17 protein-coding genes are annotated in these 22,235 nt (G+C 71.5%); 9 read left to right on the top strand and 8 right to left on the bottom strand.

Annotation, left to right across the window (positions count from 1 at the left end; genetic code table 11):
- Positions 1-19: 19 nt before the first annotated feature.
- From WMF11_RS19715 to WMF11_RS19705, 3 genes are all read left to right on the top strand, one after another.
- Complete coding sequence (locus WMF11_RS19715) at positions 20-1,045, top strand: extensin family protein (protein ID WP_437978566.1); 1,026 nt, start codon at positions 20-22, stop codon at positions 1,043-1,045.
- A 233-nt stretch (positions 1,046-1,278) separates the two neighbouring features.
- Positions 1,279-2,847 (top strand): hypothetical protein, encoded by a 1,569-nt coding sequence (locus WMF11_RS19710; RefSeq protein ID WP_437978565.1) that lies wholly within the window; start codon positions 1,279-1,281, stop codon positions 2,845-2,847.
- A 49-nt stretch (positions 2,848-2,896) separates the two neighbouring features.
- On the top strand, positions 2,897-4,441 hold the full coding sequence (locus tag WMF11_RS19705; protein WP_437978564.1) for a hypothetical protein: 1,545 nt from the start codon (positions 2,897-2,899) through the stop codon (positions 4,439-4,441).
- Positions 4,442-4,603: 162 nt separating this feature from the next.
- On the opposite strand, the gene WMF11_RS19700 is transcribed toward WMF11_RS19705, so the two are convergent.
- The 7 genes from WMF11_RS19700 to WMF11_RS19670 form a co-directional block, all read right to left on the bottom strand.
- The gene (locus tag WMF11_RS19700; RefSeq protein ID WP_437978563.1) at positions 4,604-5,059 is read right to left on the bottom strand and encodes a hypothetical protein; all 456 of its coding nucleotides are present in this window, start codon (positions 5,057-5,059) and stop codon (positions 4,604-4,606) included.
- 219 nt (positions 5,060-5,278) lie between these two features.
- Complete coding sequence (locus WMF11_RS19695; protein WP_437978562.1) at positions 5,279-5,644, bottom strand: hypothetical protein; 366 nt, start codon at positions 5,642-5,644, stop codon at positions 5,279-5,281.
- Between the two features lie 348 nt (positions 5,645-5,992).
- The gene (locus tag WMF11_RS19690; RefSeq protein ID WP_437978561.1) at positions 5,993-6,232 is read right to left on the bottom strand and encodes an ATP-binding protein; all 240 of its coding nucleotides are present in this window, start codon (positions 6,230-6,232) and stop codon (positions 5,993-5,995) included.
- Positions 6,229-8,745, bottom strand: a complete 2,517-nt coding sequence (locus WMF11_RS19685; RefSeq protein ID WP_437978560.1) for a sensor histidine kinase — start codon at positions 8,743-8,745, stop codon at positions 6,229-6,231. The genes WMF11_RS19690 and WMF11_RS19685 overlap by 4 nt, the downstream gene beginning before the upstream one ends.
- 9 nt (positions 8,746-8,754) lie before the next feature.
- The gene (locus tag WMF11_RS19680) at positions 8,755-10,926 is read right to left on the bottom strand and encodes an ATPase domain-containing protein (RefSeq protein WP_437978559.1); all 2,172 of its coding nucleotides are present in this window, start codon (positions 10,924-10,926) and stop codon (positions 8,755-8,757) included.
- Entirely contained in the window at positions 10,923-11,402 is a 480-nt protein-coding gene (locus tag WMF11_RS19675; protein WP_437978558.1) for a hypothetical protein, read from the bottom strand. Before WMF11_RS19675 ends, WMF11_RS19680 begins: the two co-directional genes overlap by 4 nt.
- A gap of 150 nt (positions 11,403-11,552) precedes the next feature.
- On the bottom strand, positions 11,553-11,918 hold the full coding sequence (locus tag WMF11_RS19670; protein WP_437978557.1) for a hypothetical protein: 366 nt from the start codon (positions 11,916-11,918) through the stop codon (positions 11,553-11,555).
- An 864-nt stretch (positions 11,919-12,782) separates the two neighbouring features.
- Here WMF11_RS19670 and WMF11_RS19665 point away from each other — a divergent pair.
- The 6 genes from WMF11_RS19665 (at position 12,783) to WMF11_RS19640 (ending at position 21,461) form a co-directional block, all read left to right on the top strand.
- Positions 12,783-13,859: an alpha/beta fold hydrolase gene (locus tag WMF11_RS19665; RefSeq protein WP_437978556.1), complete on the top strand. Its 1,077-nt coding sequence runs from the start codon at positions 12,783-12,785 to the stop codon at positions 13,857-13,859.
- Positions 13,856-14,920, top strand: coding sequence for a hypothetical protein (locus WMF11_RS19660; RefSeq protein WP_437978555.1), 1,065 nt, complete (start codon positions 13,856-13,858; stop codon positions 14,918-14,920). The genes WMF11_RS19665 and WMF11_RS19660 overlap by 4 nt, the downstream gene beginning before the upstream one ends.
- Positions 14,917-15,933, top strand: coding sequence for a zinc ribbon domain-containing protein (locus tag WMF11_RS19655; protein ID WP_437978554.1), 1,017 nt, complete (start codon positions 14,917-14,919; stop codon positions 15,931-15,933). The genes WMF11_RS19660 and WMF11_RS19655 overlap by 4 nt, the downstream gene beginning before the upstream one ends.
- 211 nt (positions 15,934-16,144) lie before the next feature.
- Positions 16,145-16,675 carry a pyridoxamine 5'-phosphate oxidase family protein gene (locus WMF11_RS19650; protein ID WP_437978553.1) on the top strand — a complete coding sequence of 177 codons (531 nt, stop codon included), beginning with the start codon at positions 16,145-16,147 and terminating at the stop codon, positions 16,673-16,675.
- A gap of 151 nt (positions 16,676-16,826) precedes the next feature.
- A complete protein-coding gene (locus WMF11_RS19645; RefSeq protein ID WP_437978552.1) occupies positions 16,827-17,924 on the top strand; it encodes an AI-2E family transporter in 1,098 nt (365 codons plus the stop codon).
- 45 nt (positions 17,925-17,969) lie between these two features.
- Positions 17,970-21,461 (top strand): ATP-binding protein, encoded by a 3,492-nt coding sequence (locus tag WMF11_RS19640; RefSeq protein WP_437978551.1) that lies wholly within the window; start codon positions 17,970-17,972, stop codon positions 21,459-21,461.
- Here WMF11_RS19640 and WMF11_RS19635 read toward each other — a convergent pair.
- Positions 21,413-22,171, bottom strand: a complete 759-nt coding sequence (locus WMF11_RS19635; RefSeq protein ID WP_437978550.1) for a hypothetical protein — start codon at positions 22,169-22,171, stop codon at positions 21,413-21,415. The two genes, WMF11_RS19640 and WMF11_RS19635, sit on opposite strands and share 49 nt — an antisense overlap.
- Positions 22,172-22,235 lie beyond the last annotated feature (64 nt).

The following is a 22,235-nucleotide window of genomic DNA, read 5'->3' as shown; positions in this document are numbered from 1 at the left end:
CTCCTAAGCTCCGCCAGAGATGAGCGCGCTCCCTTCCCGCCGTGCGCTGACCCTGGGCGCGGCCCTGATCGGCGCTGCGGCGCTCCTCACGCCGCTCGGCATCGCCTCACTACGCCACGCTTCGGAGGAGCGGGTCGATGCCCCCGCAGCGGCGGCGCCCGCGCCCCCCGGTGCAGCGACGGCGCTCGCGGATGGCGGGGACGGCCCTCTGGACGGCGACGCCGGCGCGCCTGCGCCTGCGCCTGCGGACGGCGCGGCCGCCCTCCTGGACGGCGGTTGGGACGCGGGCGGCGCCCGGTTCGAGCTGCCCGCGTGGTCCGCCTCGTCGCGCGCGGCCACCTACGGTGGGCTCTCGGCCGACGCTTGCGACAGGGAGATGAAGCGCCGCGGGATCCCGCACGCCCCGGCGCGCGGCGCCCCGCTGGTCGACCGGCCGGTCAGGGTCACCGGCCCGCTGCGCGGGGTCATGTTCCGCGGCGACGGCGTGGCGAAGCCCAGGTCGGCCTCCCCGTTCGACATCGCCGATTGCCGGCTGGTCCTCGCGCTCGACGATCTCGCCGCGTTCCTGGCGACGCGCGGGATCACCGAGGTTGTGCATTTCAGCATGCACCGGCCCGGTCCAGCGGGCGCTGTCGCTCCGGCGAAGGCGCCCGCGAAGCCGCCGGCAGGCAAGAAGACCCCGAAGGCCGTTGGCAAGGCGGTGAAGCCCGGTGAGCGCGCCGCGAAGAAGCCGGCGGCGGCGCCCGGGCGCCCCAACCAGCACGCCCTCGGGCTCGCCATCGACGTCGCTGCCTTCGTGAAGGCCGACGGGACTCGACTCGACGTGAAGGCCGACTGGCTCGGCGCCATCGGCGCGCCGCCGTGCGGCCCCGGATCGGAGCCGAAGGCGCCCAGCCCCCACGCGCTCGAGCTGCGGGAGATCCTCTGTTCCATCTCCACGAGCGGGCTGTTCAACGTCGTCCTCACGCCCAACGCGAACGAGGCGCACGCGGATCACTTCCATTTCGATATCAAGCGAGACGCACGCTACTTTCTGCTGGAGTGAGCGCGCGGCACGGCGCGCGTCGCTCCGAAGCACTGGACGGATCGAGCGCCCGCCGGAAGCGAAAGGCCCGCACATACCGCTGACCAGCGGGCCGCATTGCGTTATCGAGAGACATTTTTCACCGGCAAATGCTCCTTGATGCGGGTTCCTGCTGGTTGACGCCGTACGGCTGGCGCAACTACGGTGCACGCGGAATGAGGGACGGGGGCAAAGCGACCAGGCGAGAGTCCGTTGTGGCTGTTGTGCTCTGCGCGTGGAGCGCGAGCACGTTGACCGCGTGCCGTTATTCCGATGCTTGCTGGGAAGGGCTGGACTGCGCCCCCGATCCGGAGCCCTCGCCCGGACCGTGCGAGGGAGAGCCCGGCAAGGCGCAGGCGCTCGACGCGTGCGGGATCTTCGCTAGCGAGCACGGCGACGACGACCACGCCGGCACGAAGGACGCGCCGGTGAAGACGCTCCAGCGCGCGGTCGAGCTGGCCACGACCGGACGAGGCGGCGGCGAGGCGCCGACCCGGCGCGTGTACGCCTGCGACGAGGTGTTCGAGGAGGCGATCTCCCTGCCCTCGGGCGTCGATCTCTGGGGCGGCCGACGCTGCGACGGAGGCGACTGGTCGTTCGGCGGGCCCGCTCAGCGGACGACCATCGCGCCGCCCGGGGGGGTCCCGCTGCGCGTCATCGAGGGAGAGGACGCGACGTCGACGATCTCCGGCGTGCGCGTCGTGGCGGCGGACGCCTCGGCGATCGATGGCAGGTCGTCGATCGCCGTGATCCTGAGCTACGGCGCCAGGGTGAAGCTCGTATCGAGCGTGGTCATCGCGGGCAACGGCAAGGACGGGGAGCCCGGTGAGGACGCGCCGAGCGTCCGCGCGCAGAGCGGGCAGTATGGGAACGACGGGGCGGACGCCTGCACGGCGGGCGCCGCGGCGGGCGCGCTTCCGGTCGTGACCGCCTGCGGCGAGGGCATCGAGTCGACGGGCGGGTACGGGGGCGATGGCGGGATCGAACGGGGCGGCGACGGCGCTCCGGGACAGCCCGAGCCCGCACCGAACCCCGAGGGCAAGGGCCTCGGAGGAGCCGGCGCCGGCAGCATGGCGTGCAGCGACGGGAAAGATGGCGCGCCCGGCGCGGACCGTGGCCGCGCCGGCGGCGCGGTCGGCATTGGCTATCTCACCGACGATGGGTGGATCGGCGTCCGCGGTGACGACGGGGACCGGGGCGGCGTCGGCCAGGCCGGGGGCGGCGGGGGCGGAAGCAACGCGGGCGACGGCGTGAGTCCCCCCGTGTGCCCGGCCTCCGGACCCCAGACCGGGGCTTCCGGCGGATCGGGGGGCGGCGGCGGCTGCGGTGGCCTGGGCGGCAAGGGCGGCGGGTACGGCGGCGCGAGCATCGGCATCGTGGCGCTCGAGGGCACGGAGCTCACGATCGAGGCCACCGAGGTGTTCACGGGCCGCGGCGGGAACGGGGGGACCGGCGGAACGGGTCAGCCAGGCGGCTTCGGCAGGCACGGCGGGAAGCGTGGCAACGGGTTCGTGGCCGGGATGTGGAACGCCTGCCATGGCGGCAGCGGCGGCAGCGGCGGCCGCGGGGGCGACGCTGGCGGTGGGCTCGGCGGCCCGTCCGTCGGCATCGCGTACGTGGTCCCCAACCTGGCCCTCCGGCCCGGCGTCGCCATCAAGTTCGGAGCGGCTGGCGAGGGCGGCCTCGCGGGGAACGCCGCCACGCTGGATGTGGCTGGCAAAGGCGGTTCCGGTCCTTCGGCGGAGACCCAGGCGTTCGGCGGGCCGAACGAGCTGCCCCGTTAGCGCCTTGGATAGCGTGCGTCCCCAGGGACGCTTCCGGTGAGGCATGCCCATGCGCGTCGAGTCCGTGTTCCTTCCGTTCGTCGTCCTACCGCTCGCCATGGCCGGTTGCGGGAACTCTCCGGAGGTGAACGAGCCGGGCGGCGCACCGCCGTGCGACGCTCGGTCCGCCTGTCCGGGCGATGCCGTCCCGGAGTCGGCGTGCCTGGAGGAGCTCGCCGCGGATCGCGCCATGGACGGCTGCGGGGTGTTCGTCAACAGCGAGATCCTCGACGGCAACGACGCGAACCCCGGCACGAAGGACCGGCCGGTTCGCTCGGTCCAGCGGGCGATCGAGCTCGCTCGCACCGGGCGCGGTCGCGTGTTCATGCCCACCGATACCTTCGTGGGGGCGATCAGGCTTCCTTCCGGCGTGGACATCCATGCCGGCTTCGACTTCCTCGAATGGCGGCGCCGGAGCAGCGACAGCCACGGCCACATCAATTCCGAGACCGATGAGCGGATCGCGGTGATCGTCGAGCCGGCACGCCCCGGCGACACGGGGGCCGCGGACGGGGTCTCGACGCTCGATCACCTGTGGATCCAGAGCGGGGTCCAAATCGGGGTGCTCGTTCAGTCCAACACCGCGGTGGAGATCGTCCATAGCAAGATCAGGGCGCTCTACGGCGGCAGGGCGGGCGACGACGGGGAAGAGTGGCGGCCGAGCCGAGCGGCGGCCGGCCCCGATGGCCTGTTCGGTGAGGACGGGTGTTCCGCCGCCACGATCCCCGGGGGCGCGGCGGTGACGAACCCGTGTGACGACGGAACGTCGAGCACCGGTGGCAAAGGCGGTGATGGGCTTCCCGCGCGGGCCGAGGACGGGGACACCGGTGACCCGGTGCCGGCGTCCGACCCGTACTCGGGCCTCGGCGGCGACGCGGAGCGCGAGGACAGCGTCTGCGAGAACGGCCGGTCCGGGCTCGCCGGGTCCCCGGGAACGGTGGGGGCGGCCGGCCAGGGCATCGGGCGCCTCACCGAGACGGGATGGGAGGGCGACAGGGGGACGGACGGCGGCAGGGGCACGCCGGGCCAGGGTGGAGGCGGGGGCGGCGGCCGGCGCGGCGGGCTCGCCGTGTGCACGGCGGCGGACAAGGGAGGGGCCAGCGGCGGCTCCGGAGGCGCCGGCGGTTGTGGCGGTCGAGGGGGTCGAGGCGGCGGGAACGGCTGGCCGTCGATCGGCCTCGCTGTGCTGCACGCCAGGGTGACGGTCCGGGACAGCGTCATCGAGGCGCCCGCCGGCGGGCGGGGAGGCCACGGAGGGCCGCCCCAGCAAGGTGGCGAACCTGGACGAGGCGCGCCGGGCGGCGACGGCCGCGACCGAGCGCGGGCCTGCGAGGGGGGCCGCGGCGGTGACGGCGGCGACGGCGGCTACGGCGGCCCCGGGCGCGGCGGAGACGTGATCGGGATCGCCTACCTCGACGAGGACCAGCTCACGCTGGAGGGGGTCACCTTCGAGCTGGGCCTGCCGGGCCCAGGCGGCACGAGCTGGAGCCATGACGGCACCATGACGACGGGAGAGGATGGCGTCGCCGTGGAGACGCTGCGCTTCTCTGAGTAAGCCGTGTTGCGAGCCAGCTCGATCGACGGATCGGGTCGTCTTCCCTATCGCGACAGAGCTCGCCCCCGGCGCCGTCCTCCGCGCCCACGCCGCCCTGGCCCGACCGCAATCGGTCGGCGCCTCGGCGCGACCGAAGAGCGGTTCTGCACCGATCTCGATGAGCTACGGACTCACCGGTTCATCGACCCTCTCGCCGAGCCTGCGCTTTATCCAAGCGGGAGCACCTCGACGTACTCTGATCGCCCCGTCTGCTTCACGCACGAAGTCGTGCGCAAAGACGATTACGGACTTAGTTGGTCGAAACGCGGCAGGATCGGAGCGTGGTCCAGCATCTGGCCCGGCATACCATCCGATCTCTCCGCTTGGGAGCTTTCGTCCGATGATGAGACCGTCACCGTCGATCGGCCAATCGTCGGGTTTATGGATGCCGATCGTTCCATCCGCCTCTTGAACGATCACAGCCTCGGGCAGGCTGTCCAGACGACCGTGATAGCTCCTGATCTCTTCGGCGATGATCTCTTGGACGGTCGGTTCGACGTTGGAAGCTGGAGGCTCGGGCTCGGGGGTCTCGGGAACGCTGGACGGCGCGGCCTCTGGTTCCGCCGTGTCAATGGCCATGCAGAGTTCCAGTTTTGCCCTGGTCGCGGCCAGGGCGCTTCGTTCGGCCTCGCACGCATCGTCGGCAGGCGTCGTGCCCGGAGACGTGGGTGACCCGCTAGCATCCGCTGCGACAGCTGGCGCATCGTGGGGTACGGCGCGTCCGAGGAAGACGCCAAGGATGCCAGCCCCGGCAATGATGACGAACCCGAAGACGCGAGAACTTGTCATGGCGCATTCTCACTGCGACGGCTTCGACGGTCGATCGATCTTTCCGCCGAACATGAACTGCACGCCAGGGCTCGCAGGCTCTCCGTCGATTGTGATCGTCCCATCCGGTTCACGGTTCCAGACGCGTCGCGGAGGGATCGGAGGATCCCAGGGGCGGAATGCGTCGGGATCTGTGCGTGGTCCGGCGTCTGGCCCTGCATAAACTCCGAGCCGTCCGCCGGGCAACTTGCGCGCGACGATGTACCCATCGCCGTCATCCGGCCATTCGTCAGGTTTGTAGACACCGGTTCTCCCATCGTAGTGCTGGACGACCACGGCCTCGGAATAGCTGTCCAAGAGCCGGCGATTCCGCCGGATCTCTTCGACCTTCGACATGCGCTGGTCGAAGGGCTGGGATTCCGGAGGATCGGGCTCGGATGGCTTGGCGGCGCCAGATGGCTCGGCCTCGGGAACCCGCGAACGAAGAGCCGTGCAGAGTTCCAGTTGTGCCCTGGTCGAGGCGAGAACGGCGCGTTCCTCTCTGCAGCCACGGCCGGGAGATGCCGCAGTCGAACTCGGGGGCGATGCGCTCGGAAACGTTTGTGCGCCTGGCGCGTCGCGCATAGAGACCCGTCCAATGAAGGCGCCAGCGACACCGGCGATGAGCGCGAACACAAGGCAGCTGCGAGTTGTCATCGCGCCTCCCGCTACCACGCGCAGCCCGGGGTCGCGGGCCGACGTTCTCTAGCGGCTCCCTCCGGCGGCGGCGCCCTCCGGCCGGGCGAGGGGGAGCGTGAAGAACAACGTGGCGCCAGCGCCGAACTGACTCTCCGCCCAGATCCTCCCGCCGAGGGCCTCCACGAGCCCCTTCGCGATGGTGAGCCCCAGCCCGGTCCCCAGACGCGCGGTCTCCGCCACCTGCCAGAAACGATTGAAGATGTGAGGGAGCTCGTCGGCGCGGATCCCCGCCCCCGTATCCCTCACGGCGAAGAGCGCCTCGTCGCCACGTGGCTCCGCTCGGACCGTGATGGCCCCCCCTCCGCGGTGAACTTGATCGCGTTGCCGATCAGGTTCGCGAAGACCTGGAGGACCCTCTCGCGATCGCAGAGCACCTCGAAGCCGCCCCCGCCGCGGATCTCGCCCTCCAGCACCAGGTGCTTCTGCGTCGCCAGCGCCTGCTCCATCTCGATCGCGTCGCGGACGAGCGCGCCCGCCTCGTGCCTCCGCGTCTCCATCGACAGCCGACCCGCCTCGATGGCGGCGACGTCGAGCAGATCGCCGATGATCCGGAGCATCCGCTGCGCAGCGAGGAGAATGACCTCGGCCTTCCTCCTGTCGTGCGCTCCCTGCTCGTCGGCCGGCAATGTCCGCATGAGGAGCGCCGCGGCCGTCAAGATGGAGCTCAACGGGTTCTTGAGGTCGTGAGAGACGATGGCGAGGAAATCGTCCCGCGTGCGAATGGCGCGCTGCGCGTGCTGGTACAGGCGCGCATGCTCCACGGCCATGGCGGCCCGGCGCGCCACCTCTTCGGCCACCGCCAGATCGGCGGCGGAGTAGCGGCGGCTCGGCTCCGTCGTCACGAACGTGAGCGTGCCGAGCGTCCGCCCGCGGGCCACGAGCGGCACCACCATCACCGCTCCCGAGCCTCTTGCGCGGAGGGACCCTCGATGGCCCGGATCGTGGGCGGCGGCCCCCACGGCAGACTCGGTGATTTCAGGGATGAGGAGCGGCTCGCCGGTCCGCATCACCTTCGCCTGCGGGGTCTCCCTGCCCGGTCGTTGGGCGAAATCCTCCATCCGCTCGGTCAGCCGTTGCTTCGCGGGATCGGCGGACGTCGGCGCGAGGCGCTCGACACGGCCGTTCTCGTCGACCAAGTCGACGAAGTAGAGATCGGCCAGGGCGTGCACCGACAGGCGCGCCACCGAGGAGACCGTCTCCGCGTAGTCGAGCGAGGAGGCGAGGACCGCGCTGACCTCCGCGAACAATCGCTGCACCTGCTCGGCTCGCTTCACCTCCATGATATCCCGGAAGACGAGCACCGCCCCCGAGACCTGCCCTGCTCGCTGCAGAGGGGCGAACGTGCAGCTGACGTGCAAGGGCGCTCGGTCCCGGCGTGAAACCACGTCCTCGTCGCTCCGGACCGGCTCGCCCGTGTGGATCGCCCGCAGCGCGGGGTGATCCTCGTCGGGTACGGACGTCCCATCCGCGCGTCGAATCTGGACGACCTCCTGGACGCGCCGTCCGACGACCTCCTCCGTCGTCCAGCCGAGCAAGCGCTCGGCCGCGGGGTTGAAGAAGGTGATCCGCCCTTCGCGATCCATCGCGAGCACGCCCTCGCCGATGCTGCCGGTCACCGCCCGCGTGAACTCGAGCTGCTCACGGACCCTCGCCTCCGCCTCCTTCGCGGGAGTGACGTCCATCGAGACGCCTTGAAGCCGAGGCGCGCCGGCGCTGTCGTTCACCAGGTGCACGCCGCTGTGGAGCCAGAGCACGCGGCCGTCCGCCGTCCGACAGCGGTGGTCGCAGCGCTGGTCCCGCTCGGCGGCCAGCGTCCTCCGGAGCGCCTGTTCGAGCGCGCCGCGATCGTCCGGCACGGCGCAGCGGCTCCAGAAGTCGGGCTCCGCGAGCCACCGCGCGCGCGGATAGCCGAGGAGCTCCTCGGCCTGCGCGCTCACGTAGAGGACCTGGAGCGTGCGCGCGTCGGCCTCCCAGACGAACGCTCGAGCGAGGTTGTCCACGAGCGCCTCGTAGCGCTGCCGCAGCGCCTCGGCGAGGGCCCGCTGCTCGTCGGATTCGGCCTGCCTTCGCTGGGCCGCTTCTCGCGCCGCCTCCGCGGCCGCCTGCTTGGCGTCGATGACCGCCTGGCGATCGAGCGCTATCGCGAGCTGGTTGACCACCGCGCTCATGAACACGAGATCCGGCTCCTCCAGACGGGCGGCGCCCTCGATCTGGAGAGCGCCGAAGACAGGCCGGTGGTCGATGACGAGAGGGAGGACGACGAAGCACCCGCGCTCCTCTGCCTCGGCCCGCGGGGCCCGGGCAGGCTGTCCGGAGGGCGCGCTCGTCGCGGTCGGCCCGCCTTCCAGGTCGGCCGGCCGCGCGGCCTCCGATCCGGTGAGGTAAGCGTACGAGGTCGCGGCGTGGGACCTCGCTGCCTGGAGTCGATCGGCGCCGACACCTTCGGCGCTCCAGACGATGGTCCTGACCCCGGGGCGACGCGGGACCTCCAGGAGGACGAGCGCGGTGCGGAGGGGGAGCGCCCGCGCGAGGGTCGCGAGGACCGACGGGACGGTCCGCTCGGCGCTCTCGAAGCGCGTGAGCTGCTTGCTGATCTCGTAGAGGTACAGGACGCGAGGGGACGCGCGATCGAGGCCTCCGGCGGCCGGATCCTCGCCGCCGCGCCGCGCCGGGGCTCCTGCTCCCCGCCGCGCGTCGTCGCTCCTCGCCTCTTCCTTGTGCGCTCTCGGCGGCTCCTTCGTCCGGTGGCCAGCGCTCATCCCCTCCCCCTATTTCTTCGTTCGCCTCCGGCGCTCGATGTTTTTCGCCGCCAGAGGCGCACCCAGGCCAGCGCGCCGCCCGATCCGGGCGCCGCCCTTCCCGATGGTGAAGTGGTAGGCGCCGAAATCGTGCTCGCTCCCGCGCGTCTTCACGACCATGAGGGTCGGCCTGATCTCGCCCGGCATGGGCGTGTACCGGAGCACGACGAGGTTGTCGGCCACCGGAGAGAACCTGCGGTCGGTGACGGTCTCGCTGGAGTACATCACGCTCGATTCGAGCGTGAGCATGGTGGTCACGCCGAGCGCCTTGAACCGTGTGATCAGCGCGTAGAGGAGCTGCCGCAGCTCGTCCTCCGCGATGCCCTCGGCCGCGAGGTGGCTCACGCTGTCGAGGACGAATCGACGCGTCTTCTGCGTGCGGATCTTGTCGGTCAGGAGCGAGAGGAACTGGCTCGGGCGGACGCGCTCCCGCGAGAGATAGATGACCTCGGCGAGCCCCTTCTCGATCGCCTCTTGGAGCGGCAGCCCCAGCGCCTCCGCGGTCCTGATGATCTGCGCGGGCCCCTCCTCGAGGGCGACGTAGAGCCCCGGCTCTTCGCGGCGGCAGCCTTCGAGGAGGAACTGCATCGACAGGGTGCTCTTCCCGATGCCCGCGCTCCCGGAGAGGAGCGTGACGCTGCGCTCGAGCAGCCCTCCGCCGAGCAGCCCGTCGAGCCCGGGCACCCCGGAGGGCAGGCGCCGCGCCGTGTCCAGGGGGGGCGGCGGCTCGCCGAACGCCGCCTCCGCGTTGTAACGGGGATAGACGATGAGCCCGCCCGGGCCGATGTGGATGCTGTGCCGGCCCCTGAGGTGGGCGGTGTTCCTGAGCTTGTAGATCTCGATGTAGCGCTGGCGCTCGAGCCCTTCCTCCGTCGAGGAGAGGAGGATGACCCCGTCGACCACGGTCTCCTCGACGCCGAAGCGGCTGATCTGGTTGGTGCCGTAGGGGATGTCGGTGGCGAGGAAGCCGACCGCCTGCGCGTTGTGGATGACGCTGGCGAGCTGGAAGACCTTCTCTCGGTCTATCTGCGGGTCCCTGACCTTGTGCAGGAAGACCGAGACCGAATCGACGACCACGCGCCGCGCCTTCATGCCGAGGATCCGCTCGCTGAGCATGAGCAGGTGCCCCTCCACCAGGATGTCGGGCTGCGGGATGAAGACGATCTCGACCATCCCGCGCTCGATCTCGGCGTCGAGGTCCCAGCCGAGGCCACGGGCGGTGGCGCGCAGCCGCGCCTCGCTCTCCTCGAAGGAGAAGAATATCCCCTTCTCGCCGGCCTTCGCGCCGCGGTAGATGAACTCGAGCGAGAGCACCGTCTTGCCGGTCCCCGCCACGCCGGCGATGAGGAGGGTGGAGCCACGCGGGATCCCGTCTCCGAGGAGCTCGTCGAGCCTCGAGATGCCCGTCCTGAGGCGCGGCTCCTTGCCCTCGACGGCCGTCCGGTGGATGGTGAGGCGGGGCGCGAACACGTCGATGCCGGCCCGCGTGATGGCGAACGAGTGCTCCTCGCGGCTGTGGTCGGTGCCGCGCATCTTGACGATCTGGATGACCCGCCGCTGCTCGCCGGACTCCTGGCGCTGGTTGATCATGATCAGCCCGTCGACGATCGAGAACAGCGGGTTGGTCTCGATGTCGTTCTGCCCGAACTCTCCGAGGAAGAAGGTGGTGGTCTCCCACGCCATGAGGTTGATCGCGAGCTCGTAGCCGAACTTCCGGAGCTCTTCCTTGGACTTGGCGAGGTCGTCGAAGACCTTGAAGCTGTCGATGACGACCATGGACGGCTTGACCTTCTTGACGTGATCCATGACGAGCCTGGAGGCGCCGTCGAGGCCCTTCGTCCGGAGGATGGCGCCGAGGTCGACGAACTGGATTCCCCCGTCGATCTTCCCGGCGTCGAAGAAGTCGAACTGATTCAGGTAGCGCAGCGTCTTCGCTGTCGGCTCCGAGAGCGTGCTGAAGTAGAGGACCCGGGTCCTGGCCGAGGTGTTGTGGAAGCAGATCTGCTGGGTGAGGATCGTCTTGCCCGCGCCCGGCGGGCCGGCGACGACGACGATCGACCCCTTCGGCAGCCCCCCACCGAAGAGCGCATCCAGGTTTCGCACCCCCGTCTCGATGCGCGCGATGGCCGTCTTCTTCGTCATGGCTCCACTTCCTCGCCGTCCTCGCCCTCGGAGATCCCGGGCGCGTTCTCCGACGCTCTCTCGATCCCGCCCGCCTCCTCCTGCGCGACCTTCGAGTGCTCCGCGTGGAGCGCCGGCGTGAGGATCTCCGCCGTCAGGTTTCCGAGGACCGTGAGGAACTCCACCAAGACGAACCGGAGCCCCTCCTCGATCTGGTCGCGACGCACGCCCCCGGCGCGCTCCTGGAGCTCCACGCAGCAGATCCCGGCCGACTCCACCCTGAGCGACGAGAGGACCGGGTATCGCTCGCAGGCATAGTAGACCACGCGATCCACGATGGCGCCGAGCGTGACCTCCCCGAGGGGGACGTAGGCGCGCCGCCACAGGGCGTTGAACGCTCGTTCGAAGAGCTGGACCAGGCGGTCGGGCGGCGCGCCCCGAGCTGCCCGCGCCAACCAGGCGTCCACGCAGGCGCTGTGCTCGTTCGCGTCACGCATGGGCGCTATGTGGCCTCGACGGTCGCCGAGGAAGGGCAATGTTCATGCCGGTGCCGCATCGCGCGCTCGAGCAGGGCGTCGCGCGCGGGCAGCGTCGCCATGGCGCTCGCGCTTCAGGCCGGACGGTCGCGGCGTCTGCGCTCGGGACGCTCACCGGATCCGTCGACGGTGCGAGGTGTGCCCGTCCTTCAGCTCGGCGCGGTCGCGGGCTCGAGTCCGCGCTCGATCGCCGGGCGACTCCCCGCCGAGCGCGTGGAGCGCGCCGTCCGCGGTGCGCTGCGCCGCACGCAACGAGACGCCCGCCGACCTCCGCGCGGCGCGGAGATCGTCGACCAGCTTCCGCACGCGATGGATGTCCTGCGCGCTTCCGGCGGAGGCGCGGAGCGCGATGATGGATTCGAGCCCCTCGAGGACGTGACGGACGGCGCGGCGCGCGGAGGTCGCCGCGTCAGCCGCCTCGATCAGCATCGCCCGCGCATCCTGTGAATCTCTCTCGAGGTCTCGCATCTCGGTCATCTCGTGCAGTTCGCGAGGGGAAGGGCCGCGCGGTCCATCGCGATGCCGCTGCGGGAGGGCTCGCGGAGCGCCTGTTCGCGCTCCACGCCCACCGCGGCTCGCCCCTGCGCGGCCTGACACCGCGGGGTTCAGGCTGGCACAGCGGCGGCTCCACGTCTCTCGTTATCGCCCGGTGGCGGCGCCTTATCCCGATTCGGGCACGGGAGACGGTCGAGCGCTGCATGGAACTCCTCTTCTTGCCCCGTGCTCTGGGACGAGGGGCGCTGCCGCGGCGGTCGAGCGCGAGGTTGGCCCCGAGGAGCGCGGCGGGCTGGCCTTGCTGCCAGTTCGACGGCGGCGTTGATGAGCAGCCGCACCTGGGCGGCCGCCTGTGCGCTCGGCGCGTCGCGCGGAGCGGCACGTCCAATGAAGGCGCCAGCGACACCGGCAATGAGCGCGAACACAATGCAGCCACGAATCGCAATCGCGCCTCTCGCCACGATGCGCAGCCTGGGAGCACAGGCTGGCAAATCGCATCATGTCGATTCGGCCACTCCTGGGGAATGATGCCCATATCGGTAGAGCGCGATAACCATGCAGTTTGATTCTGTGCGTGCGTCAGCAGGGCGGCCCGGCCAGGGCATCGAACGCAGCACCGAGGTGGGATGACAAAGCGGCCGACTGCGGCAAGGACACGCCGAGCCAGCGAGGAGGCAGGGCGGCCGCCCTCCGGGGACCACTCGAATGTGCCCAGTACGGCGTACGCTGGCGCTGCAAAACCTACACTGGGCGCGAAGCACGCTTCGCGGCGTCCCCCCGAGCTCCCCATCGAAGCCGTGCAATCTGGACAGACGCGGCACTTCGTGCGAACTCTTGATGAAGAACATGTCGGTCACGTGTCGCAGCCATGTTCGTGTCCTTTCTGCTGGCGAGGTCCACTGGCAAGAGTGGACCCCCTCCCGGAACGGCGGCGCGGACCAGCGCCCCGTGGTCCTGGTACACGGCCTGTCCGATAGCTGTCGGACGTGGAACCGCCTCGCCCCCGCGCTCGCGGCGGCGGGGCGCCGGGTCGTCGCGCTCGACCTGCCCGGCCATGGCGACTCGGCTCGGCCCGACGCGCCCTATACGGTCGGGTGGTACGCGGGCGTGGTCGCTGAATGGATCCGTGCCCTCCGGCTCGGCGATTTCGATCTGGTGGGGCACTCGTACGGCGGCAGCATTGCAATGTGCGTGGCGACCGAGCGGCCAGGGCGCATCCACCGCGTCGGGCTGGTCGCCGCGGGCGGCATCGGGACCGAGGTCGCGCTGCCGCTGCGCCTCGCCGCCGTGACCGGGCTGATCGAGCTGGCCGCGCCGGTGCTCATGGGCGTCGGCACGCACGCGGGCGTGCTGGTGCTCGGCGGCGATTTCAACGCGGAAGAGCGCAGGCACCTCGCCAGGATGAACGCGCGGCCCGGCACGGCCCGCGCCCTGTCGCGCACGCTCCGCCACGCGATCGATCTGCGCGGACAGCGCCATCACCTCATGGACATCGCTCATCGGCTCCCGGAGATACCGCCGCTCGCCGTCTACTGGGGCGAGCGCGACCAGGTGATCCCGGCGCGCCACGCGGCGGACATCGACCGCTACATCGAAGGCGCGGCCGTGCGGCGCTTCGCCAAGGCGGGGCACTACCCGCACCGGGAAGCGGTGGGCGATCTCGCCCCCGATCTCCTCCGGTTCCTCGACGAGCCGCGGCCCGCGCCGCGCCTGCGCGCCGGGGCGCGCGCCCCGCGCGCATCCGCCGCGGCGGCCCGCTCACCGCAGGCCAGCGCCCGCTGGCAGCCCTGGCCGGACGCCGCGGTCAGGCGCTGGGCGCGGAGCTCGCTGTCTCCGCTGATGCGGCAGACACCGCAGCAGGACGCCGGCGACTCGGCCTCTCCCGCCGACCTCGGGAGCCGCCCGCCGCCGGTTCCCTGTTGACGCCGTGCCCCCCGGTGCGGTTCTCTCGGGCGCCGGTGCAACTCGAATGTGAGACCTGCGGCGCCTCGCTGCGCGTTGAAGCGGACCAGCGTACCGCGGTGTGCCCCTACTGCGCGTCGCCCTCGGTGGTGGAGCGGCCGCCCTCCCACGATCGGCCGTCGCCGCACTTCGTCGTCGGGTTCACAACGACCCGGGAGAGCGCGCAGGGCGCGGTCAAGGCGTGGCTGGGAAAGCGGAGCTTCTTCGTGCAGTCCAGCGTCAAGACGGCGACGATCGACGCGATCCGCGGCGTCTACACGCCCGCCTACCTGTACTCGGCGATGGCGCAGACGCGCTACGCGGCGCAGATCGGCGAGGACTACCAGGAAACCGAGACGTACACGACGACCGACGACAAGGGGAACAGCGTCACCCGGACACGCGTCGTCACGAGGACCGAGCACCGGCACCTCGAAGGCCAGCATGCGACCTACGTCATGGACGTGCTCGTCGTGGCGTCTCGCGCCGTCCCGAACGCCGAGCTCGAGGCGATCGAGCCGTTCGACCTCCGCACGATGCGGCGCTACACGCCCGCGGTGCTCAGCGGCTGGATCGCCGAGGAGCCGACGATGACCCAGGCCGAGTGCTACGGCCTCGCGCGGCGGGAGGCGCTGGAGAAGATCGGCCGCGACCTCTCGGGCTTCATGCCCGGGGACAGCCACCACGGCCTGACGCACGAGACGCACCTCGACCGCGAGACGCTCGAGCTGCTCTATGTGCCCCTCTGGGTGCTCGCCATCCGGCACGACCCGCAGAAGCCGCCCTTCCGCGTCCTCATCAACGGCCAGACCGGCGCGATCCACGGCAAGGCCCCCATCTCCTGGATCAAGATCGCCCTCGCCGTCGTGCTCGTGATCGCGCTGATCGCGGCGCCGTTCCTCCTCGCCGCGGCGCGCGACCGGGGCCGCGATCCAGCCGAACGGCGCGGCGCCGCGCGGCCGCCCGCCCCCGCCGCCGCCCCCGCGCCGACCGAGCGCGTCCGCCCCGGGAGCAGCCCCGCACCGACCGGAGGGGCGCGATGAGCGCGAACATGGACGTCGCCTCGGCCACCTCGAGCGCCACGGGGCCGTGCTGCGCGCGCTGCCAGGGGCCGCTGGAGCCGGGGGACCTGCGCTGCGCCGTCTGCGGCCTCGCCGCGCCGCAGGGCCGCGCCCAGGCCCCGCAGGCGGTGCAGGTGCTGCGGTGCACCGAGTGCGGCGCCGCGGTCTCGTACTCGGCCGAGGCGCAGGCGCCGAAGTGCCGGTTCTGCGGCGCCGTCACGCGGATCGAGCAGCCGGTCGACCCGATCGATCAGGCCGACTGGCTGCTCCCGTTCGGGGTGCCCCCCGATCAGGCCGATCAGGCGCTGCGCCGGTGGATGTCGACGCTCGGCTTCTTCCGGCCGTCGGATCTCTCGCGCGCGGCGACCGTCGAGGGGCTGCGCCCGATCTGGTGGGCGGGCTGGCTCGTCAGCGCGGACGCCGTGGTGAGCTGGACGGCGGACTCGAACGCGGGCGCCCGGCTGAGCAGCTGGGCCCCGCACGCCGGACAGACGCAGCTGCCGTTCCGCAACCTGCTCCTGTCCGCCTCACGCGGGCTCTCGCTCGACGAGGCCCAGGAGCTCGCGCCGTACTTCCGGCTCGACCTGGCGGTGCCCGCCGCGCACCGGACACAGCAGCAGCTCGGCCCGCCCGACGCGGTGCTGGAGCAGTTCGACGCGCAGCGCTCGGCGGCGCGGAAGATCGTCAGCGAGCGGATCGCCGCCAGCGCGGAGGACGCCCTGACGCGAGGCGTGATCCCGGGGTCCACGTTCCGCAACGTGCACGTGGCGGTGCTCTTGCACGCGCTCGAGACGCGCCGGCTGGCGCTGCCATCGTACGTGCTCGCCTACCGCTACAAGGGGCGCAGCTACCGCGCCGTCGTCCACGGCCAGGACGCGAGCCACGTCACAGGCACGGCGCCCATCGCCTGGGGCAAGGTGGCGCTGGTGGTCGCCGGCGCGCTCGCGCTCGTCGTGCTCGTGATCGGGGCGCTCGTGCTCGCCCGCGCAGCGTAGCTTCGCCCGCCCTCGGTCCTCACCCCCTCCCCCTCCCCGCTCCCCCAGCTCGAGCGCTGCGCGGGCGCGGCGGGCCGCGCCTGCCGCTGTGGCGGAATGCCGCGAGCGCACGCCCGGTGCGGCACAGAAGGGCCATGATCCGCGCCCTCCACAGCGCGCCCCGGCCATGGTCCGGATCTCGCACTGAGGCCGGAGCTCGATGGAGGAAACCATGGAAACTGGATCGCGGGAGAAGCTGCTGGAGATCCTCAAGAAGTTCCGGACTGCCATGCTCGTCACGCACGCCAGCCAGGGGGCGCTGCGGGCGCGTCCGATGGCGCTCATGAAGGTCGACAGCGACACCGGAGACGTCTGGTTCATGACGAGCATCGACTCGGGCAAGGTCGATGAGATCGAGTCGCAGCCCGAGGTGAATGTGACCCTCCAGGAGGGGCGCCGCTTCCTGTCGCTGTCGGGCAGCGCCTCGATCGTGCGGAGTCGGACGAAGATCGAGGCGCTGTGGTCGGAGGAGGCCAAGGTGTTCTTCCCGCAGGGCAAGGACGATCCCTCCCTCGCGCTCATCCACGTGAGCCCGCGCGAGGGCGAGTACTGGGACAACGAAGGCGCGGCCGGGCTCAGGTTCCTCGTCGAGGCCGTCAAGGCGTACGTCACCGGGACGACGCCGAAGACCGACGCCGCCCAGCACGGCTCGGTGCCGCTGAACGGCGGGCAAGCCGGCGATGCCCGGGTGTCCGCGCGATAGCGATCCACGCCGTCGCGCCGCGGCTCGGGCGGGACGGAGCGTGGCGCATCCCTTGCTCTTCCTCGAGGAGACTGCGCCGCGCTCCGCTCCACCGGAGCGGAGGTGACGCGAGAACCCGTCAGCAACGAGGTTGGGCATGGGGATCTTCACGATGTCTCGTCGAGCTCAGATGGTCGTGGTCGCGGCGGCGGCGGTCGTCGTCATCGTCGGGCTGCGCTACGCGGAGCCGTTCCTCGTGCCGGTGCTGTTCGGCGTCGCGCTCGCGGCGATCTCGTCGCCCATCGCGACCTGGGTGACCCGCCGCGGGCTTCCCGCGGCCCTCGGCGCGCTGGCCGCGCTCGTGGTCGATCTGGCGATCCTGGTCTTCGTCGGGGCGGTGGTCACCATCGCCGGGGTGGAGCTCGAGGAGAAGGTGCCGGTCTACCTGGTCCGGATGTCCTCGATGACCGAGGCGCTCGCCATGACGCTCACCGAGCGCGGCTTCCCGGTGAACCCGGAGTTCCTCTCACGCACGCTGCACACGGCGTCCCTGGTCCCCCTCCTCGGCGGGGCCGCGGTCACGGTCGCCAGCGCGGCGTCGAGCCTCGGGGTGGTGCTCCTCGTCGTGTTCTTCGCCCTCTGCGAGGGCGCCGGCGCGGGCGCGAAGGTGCGGCGGCTGATCTCGACCCCTGCGCGCGGGCTCGAGCACGTCGATCGCATCGTCCGGGAGGTGAAGAAGTATCTCGTCGTGAAGACGCTGACGAGCCTGCTCGTCGCCGTCCTCGCCTATGGGCTCCTGGTCCTCCTGGGCGTGGACCTGGCGCTCCTCCTGGCGTCGAGCCTGTTCGTCCTGCACTTCATCCCCAACATCGGCGCGGCGGTCGCGACGATCCCGGCCGTGCTCGCCGCGCTGGCAAGCCAGGGCCCCGGCACCGCGGCCATCGTCGCCATCGGGTACCTGCTGATCAACCTGCTGGTGGGCAACGTGCTCGAGCCGCGCGTGCTCGGGCGGACCCTGGGCCTGTCGCCGCTCGCCGTCCTGATCGGCATGCTCTTCTGGGGCTGGCTCTGGGGGCCGGCGGGCGCGCTCCTGTCGGTGCCCATCATGATGGTCGCGAAGATCACGCTGGAGAACGTGGAAGGGCTCTCGTGGGTCGCGCGCATCATGGAGCCCGCGCCCGAGGAGCCAGAGACGGCGCCCGCCAGCGGCGAGCCGGCGCCAAGCTCGCTGCTGCGTCCGAGCGTCGCGGGGGCGCGGAGATCCGGGTAGCGATACGTGGTCTCGTGCACCAGGTCTTCTCTCGAAGATCTGGTCATGTCCATGAGACTCATCGCAAGCACGGAGCCGCAACAGCGTTCGGAGAGCGAGCAGGCGCTGCCAGCAAGCCCCGATTTCCGAGCGATCTTCGAGGGGCTCCCCGCCTGTTACTTCGTACTCAATCCGGACTTCACCATCGTCGCGGTGAGCGACGCCTTTCTCCGGGCCGCGAACACCCGGCGTGAGGACCTCCTGGGTCGCCACCTCTTCGATGCCTTCCCGGACAATCCGGACGATCCGAACGCGACCGGCACGAGGAACCTGCGCGCCTCGATCGAGCGTGTGCTCGAGACGCGCGCCCCCGACACCATGGCCGTGCAGAAATACGATATCCCGCGCCCCGAAGCGGAGGGAGGCGGCTTCGAGGAACGGTACTGGTGCCCCATGAACTCGCCCCTCATGGGGCCGGACGGCAGGGTCGCGTACATCATCCACCGCACCGAGGACGTGACCGAGTTCGTCCGCCTGAAGCAGCGCGGGATCGAGCAGACCCGGCGCACGGAGGAGCTGAAGATGCGTGCGGAGCGGGTCGAGGCCGAGGTCTTCCTCCGGGCGCAGGAGATCCAGCGCGCGAACGAGCAGCTCCGCGTGGCGAACGAGCGGCTCAGCCGGCTCGACGAGCTCAAGACCAGGTTCTTCTCGAACGTGAGCCACGAGTTCCGGACGCCGCTCACGCTCATGCTCTGCCCGATCGACGAGCTCCTGACCGGCGCGCCCGGCGGCCTCACCGGCAGGCAGCGCGAGCTCGTCGAGCTCGCGCGCCGCAATGCGCGGCGGCTCCTCAAGCTCGTGAACACCCTGCTCGACTTCGTCCGGATCGAGACCGCCCGGATGCAGATGGTCTTCGAGGCGCTCGACCTCTCGGCGCTGACCGCGGAGGTGGCGAACGCGTTCCGCGGGGCCATGCAGCGGGCGGGGCTCCGGCTCGTGGTGGACTGCCCGCCGCTTCCGGAGCCGATCTACGTCGATCGCGAGATGTGGGAGAAGATCGTCCTCAACCTCATCTCGAACGCGTTCAAGTTCACGTTCGAGGGGGAGATCACGATCTCGCTCCGGTGGGGCGGCGACCACGTGACCCTCGAGGTCCGCGATACGGGGACGGGCATCCCCGCCGACGAGCTCCCCCGGATCTTCGAGCGCTTCCACCGGGTCCACGGGGCGCGCGGGCGGAGCCACGAGGGCTCCGGCATCGGCCTCGCGCTCGTGCGGGAGCTCGTCCGGTTCCACACGGGCGACGTCCAGGCGACGAGCAAGGTCGGTCGTGGCAGCTCGTTCACCGTCCGCATCCCCGCCGGATCAGCGCACGTGCCCGCGGCGCGCGTCGGCGCCGACCGGGAGCTCGGCATGACGGCCGTGACGGTCCAGGCGTTCGTGGAGGAAGCGTCGCACTGGGGATCCGTGGCCGCGCCGTCGGCGGAGCTGCCGGTCGGGTCACCGGCCAGCGCATGGGACACACGCCCGGCGGAGGGCCCGGTCGGCCACGTCCTGCTCGTCGAGGACAACGCCGACATGCGGAGCTACCTCAGGGACGTCCTTGCGACGCGGTGGACCGTGGAGGCCGTCGAGAACGGCGAAATGGCGCTCGGCGCTGTGCGCTCGCGTGTACCCGATCTCGTGCTCACCGACATCATGATGCCCGGGCTCGACGGGTTCGGCCTCCTCAAGGCGCTGCGGGCCGAGCCGAGGACGAGGCTCGTCCCGGTGGTGTTCATCTCGGCCCGATCTGGCGAGGCGTCGCGCGTGCACGGCGCCGAGGCGGGCGCGGACGATTACCTCGTCAAGCCGTTCTCGGTCCGCGAGCTGCTCGCGCGGGTCGGCGGTCGCATCGAGATCGCCAGGCTGCGCCGCCAGGTCGCCGAGGATATCGAGCGCCTCCGCGAGAGCGAGCAGCGCTTCCGCTCCCTCGCCGACTGCGCCCCCATGATGATCTGGATGTCCGGGCCCTCCGGCGGGTGCGAGTACGTCAACACGACGTGGCTGCGCTTCACGGGGCGCTCCCTCGAAGAGGAGCTGGGGGACGGCTGGCTCGACGCGGTCCACGCGGACGATCGCCCGCTCGTCGCGGGCGCGTGCGCCGAATCGATGGAGACGCACGAGCCGTTCATGCTGGAATGCCAGATGCTCCGCCGGGACGGCAAGAGCCGGTGGGTCGTGACGCAGGGCGCCCCGCGCTTCGGCGCCGCCGGAACGTTCCTCGGGTTCGTCGGCTCGTCGCTGGACATCACCGAGCGAAAGCGCGTCGAGGACGCGCTGGCCGACGCGGATCGCCGGAAGGACGAGTTCCTGGCCATGCTCGGGCACGAGCTGCGCAACCCCATGGCGCCGATCTGCGTGGCCGTGGAGCTCCTCCGGCGGCGGAGCCGCGGCGGGCCGCCGGACCAGCACGTCGAGGTGATCGCGCGGCAAACGAGGACCTTGATGCGCCTCGTGGACGATCTGCTCGACGTGGCGCGCATCACCCGGGGAAAGATCGAGCTGCGCAAGGAGCGGATCGACGCCAAGGCCGCCGTGACGCGCGCGGTGGAGTCGACGCGCGAGCAGATCGAGGCGCGGCGGCACCAGATCCGGCTCGTGCTGCCGGCGGCCGCCGTCCACGTCCTCGGGGACGCTGTCCGCCTCGAGCAGATCCTCGTCAACCTGCTCACCAACGCGTGCAAGTACACGGATATCGGGGGCCACATCGGGGTGACGGTCGAGCAGCGCGGCGACCGGGTGGAGCTGCGCGTCCGCGACGACGGGATCGGGATCGCCAGGGAGGTGCTGCCCCATGTCTTCGAGCTGTTCCGTCAGGCGGATCGCAGCCTCGATCGGGCGCCCGGCGGCCTCGGTATCGGGCTGACCATCGTCCGCGATCTGGTCGCCCTCCACGGCGGGAGCATCGAAGCGACGAGCCCGGGGCCAGGGCAAGGCAGCGAGTTCATCGTGCGTCTCCCCGTTGCGGCGGAGGAGCGCGTGCCCGCGGCGGCGGACGAGCGTTTGCCCGCGGCGGCGGACGAGCGCCTACCCGCCGCGGCCGTCGGGGCGACGGCCGCGCCCTCGAAGGACGCAGAGGAGCCGTCTCCGGCGGCGAGGAAGCTCCGCGTCCTCATCGTGGAGGACAACGTGGACGCGGCGAGCACCCTCGCCGACGCCTTGCTGGCCCTCGGGCAAGAGGTGTGGATCGCCGGCGACGGCCCACGCGCGTTGAAGGCCGCGGCGGAGCATCGGCCCGATCTCGTGCTCCTCGACATCGGGCTTCCAGGAATGGACGGCTACGAGGTGGCGCGGCGCCTGAGGGAGGCCGAGCTGTGCTCGGGCGCGCTCATCGCGCTCACGGGGTACGGGCAGGCGTCGGACCGCCGCCGCGCCGAGGCGGCAGGGTTCGACGCCCACTTCGTCAAGCCGATGTCGCTGGACGCGCTCGCCGGGGTCGTCGACGCTGCCGCGGCGTCCGGAGCCCGTCAGGGCGCCGCGGACGGCGCCTGCGCGAGCCCGAAGACGCGCTCGTGACGGGCGCTCACGTGGCAGCCCATGCACGAGGCGACCCGGCCGGCGGAGGTCACCTGGCCCGCGGCCGTGACCGTGCCGTAGACCCAGCCCGCGTCGGTGCCGGGGGTGTCCGGCGCGACCTTGAGCACCACGTAGGCGCCGGCGAGGCGCGACGCGCGGTAGACGCGATCGCCGTCGCGCAGGATCGGATCGAAGTGATCCGCGCCGTCCGGCGGCGTGGCGCCGGCGCCCGGGAGGGCGGCCGCCGCGCCGTCCTCCACCAGCTCAGGGACATAGCTCTCCTTGACCAGGACCTGCCCGACCGGCTGGGCGACGGGCGCCTGTTCCGCGACGAGCGGATAGCGATCACGGTGCTTGGCGAACACCGAATAGAGCTTGCGGGCGTGGCCGCCGTCCTCGGCGGCGCTCATGCGGACGCGGCCGGGCAGCGGCATCCGGCACAGCCAGGGCGCCCAGCGGAGCTCGTCGTCGACGCGCCCCCAGGGCTTGTAGTCGCGAAAGGCGGCGGCGATGAGCGGGGCGAGGCGGGGGTCGATCTCGGCCTCGGCGGTGCCCGTCGCGGGCGGCGAGCCCGGCGGATCCGCCGAGGAGGAGGCGGCGGAGGCCGGAGGGGGCGTGGCGCTCCCGGCGTCGTCCGGCGTGACGGGCTCGTCCAGGGCGTGGCTGCACCCGGGCGCGAGCGCGAGGATCAGGAGCAGGGTGAGTCGCATGGAGCGGATCGTACGATCGCGGCGCCGGAAAGGTCTGCCAGGCAGCACGGTTGCGCGCGCCAGC

Source organism: Sorangium sp. So ce295 (genome assembly GCF_051527405.1).
Classification (GTDB): domain Bacteria; phylum Myxococcota_A; class Polyangia; order Polyangiales; family Polyangiaceae; genus Sorangium; species Sorangium cellulosum_B.
Note: the sequence above shows the minus strand (reverse complement) of the source record. Positions and strands in the feature narration are given on the sequence as shown.

Excerpts from the sequence above, each read along its gene's own strand:
- WMF11_RS19670 (WP_437978557.1), bottom strand. The coding sequence starts at position 11,918 with ATGACCGAGATGCGAGACCTCGAGAGAGATTCACAGGATGCGCGGGCG.
- WMF11_RS19680 (WP_437978559.1), bottom strand. The coding sequence starts at position 10,926 with ATGACGAAGAAGACGGCCATCGCGCGCATCGAGACGGGGGTGCGAAAC.
- WMF11_RS19685 (WP_437978560.1), bottom strand. The coding sequence starts at position 8,745 with ATGAGCGCTGGCCACCGGACGAAGGAGCCGCCGAGAGCGCACAAGGAA.
- WMF11_RS19705 (WP_437978564.1), top strand. The coding sequence starts at position 2,897 with ATGCGCGTCGAGTCCGTGTTCCTTCCGTTCGTCGTCCTACCGCTCGCC.
- WMF11_RS19715 (WP_437978566.1), top strand. The coding sequence starts at position 20 with ATGAGCGCGCTCCCTTCCCGCCGTGCGCTGACCCTGGGCGCGGCCCTG.
- WMF11_RS19665 (WP_437978556.1), top strand. The coding sequence starts at position 12,783 with ATGTCGGTCACGTGTCGCAGCCATGTTCGTGTCCTTTCTGCTGGCGAG.
- WMF11_RS19635 (WP_437978550.1), bottom strand. The coding sequence starts at position 22,171 with ATGCGACTCACCCTGCTCCTGATCCTCGCGCTCGCGCCCGGGTGCAGC.
- WMF11_RS19675 (WP_437978558.1), bottom strand. The coding sequence starts at position 11,402 with ATGCGTGACGCGAACGAGCACAGCGCCTGCGTGGACGCCTGGTTGGCG.
- WMF11_RS19655 (WP_437978554.1), top strand. The coding sequence starts at position 14,917 with ATGAGCGCGAACATGGACGTCGCCTCGGCCACCTCGAGCGCCACGGGG.
- WMF11_RS19700 (WP_437978563.1), bottom strand. The coding sequence starts at position 5,059 with ATGGCCATTGACACGGCGGAACCAGAGGCCGCGCCGTCCAGCGTTCCC.
- WMF11_RS19650 (WP_437978553.1), top strand. The coding sequence starts at position 16,145 with ATGGAAACTGGATCGCGGGAGAAGCTGCTGGAGATCCTCAAGAAGTTC.
- WMF11_RS19640 (WP_437978551.1), top strand. The coding sequence starts at position 17,970 with ATGTCCATGAGACTCATCGCAAGCACGGAGCCGCAACAGCGTTCGGAG.
- WMF11_RS19645 (WP_437978552.1), top strand. The coding sequence starts at position 16,827 with ATGTCTCGTCGAGCTCAGATGGTCGTGGTCGCGGCGGCGGCGGTCGTC.
- WMF11_RS19695 (WP_437978562.1), bottom strand. The coding sequence starts at position 5,644 with ATGTCGAAGGTCGAAGAGATCCGGCGGAATCGCCGGCTCTTGGACAGC.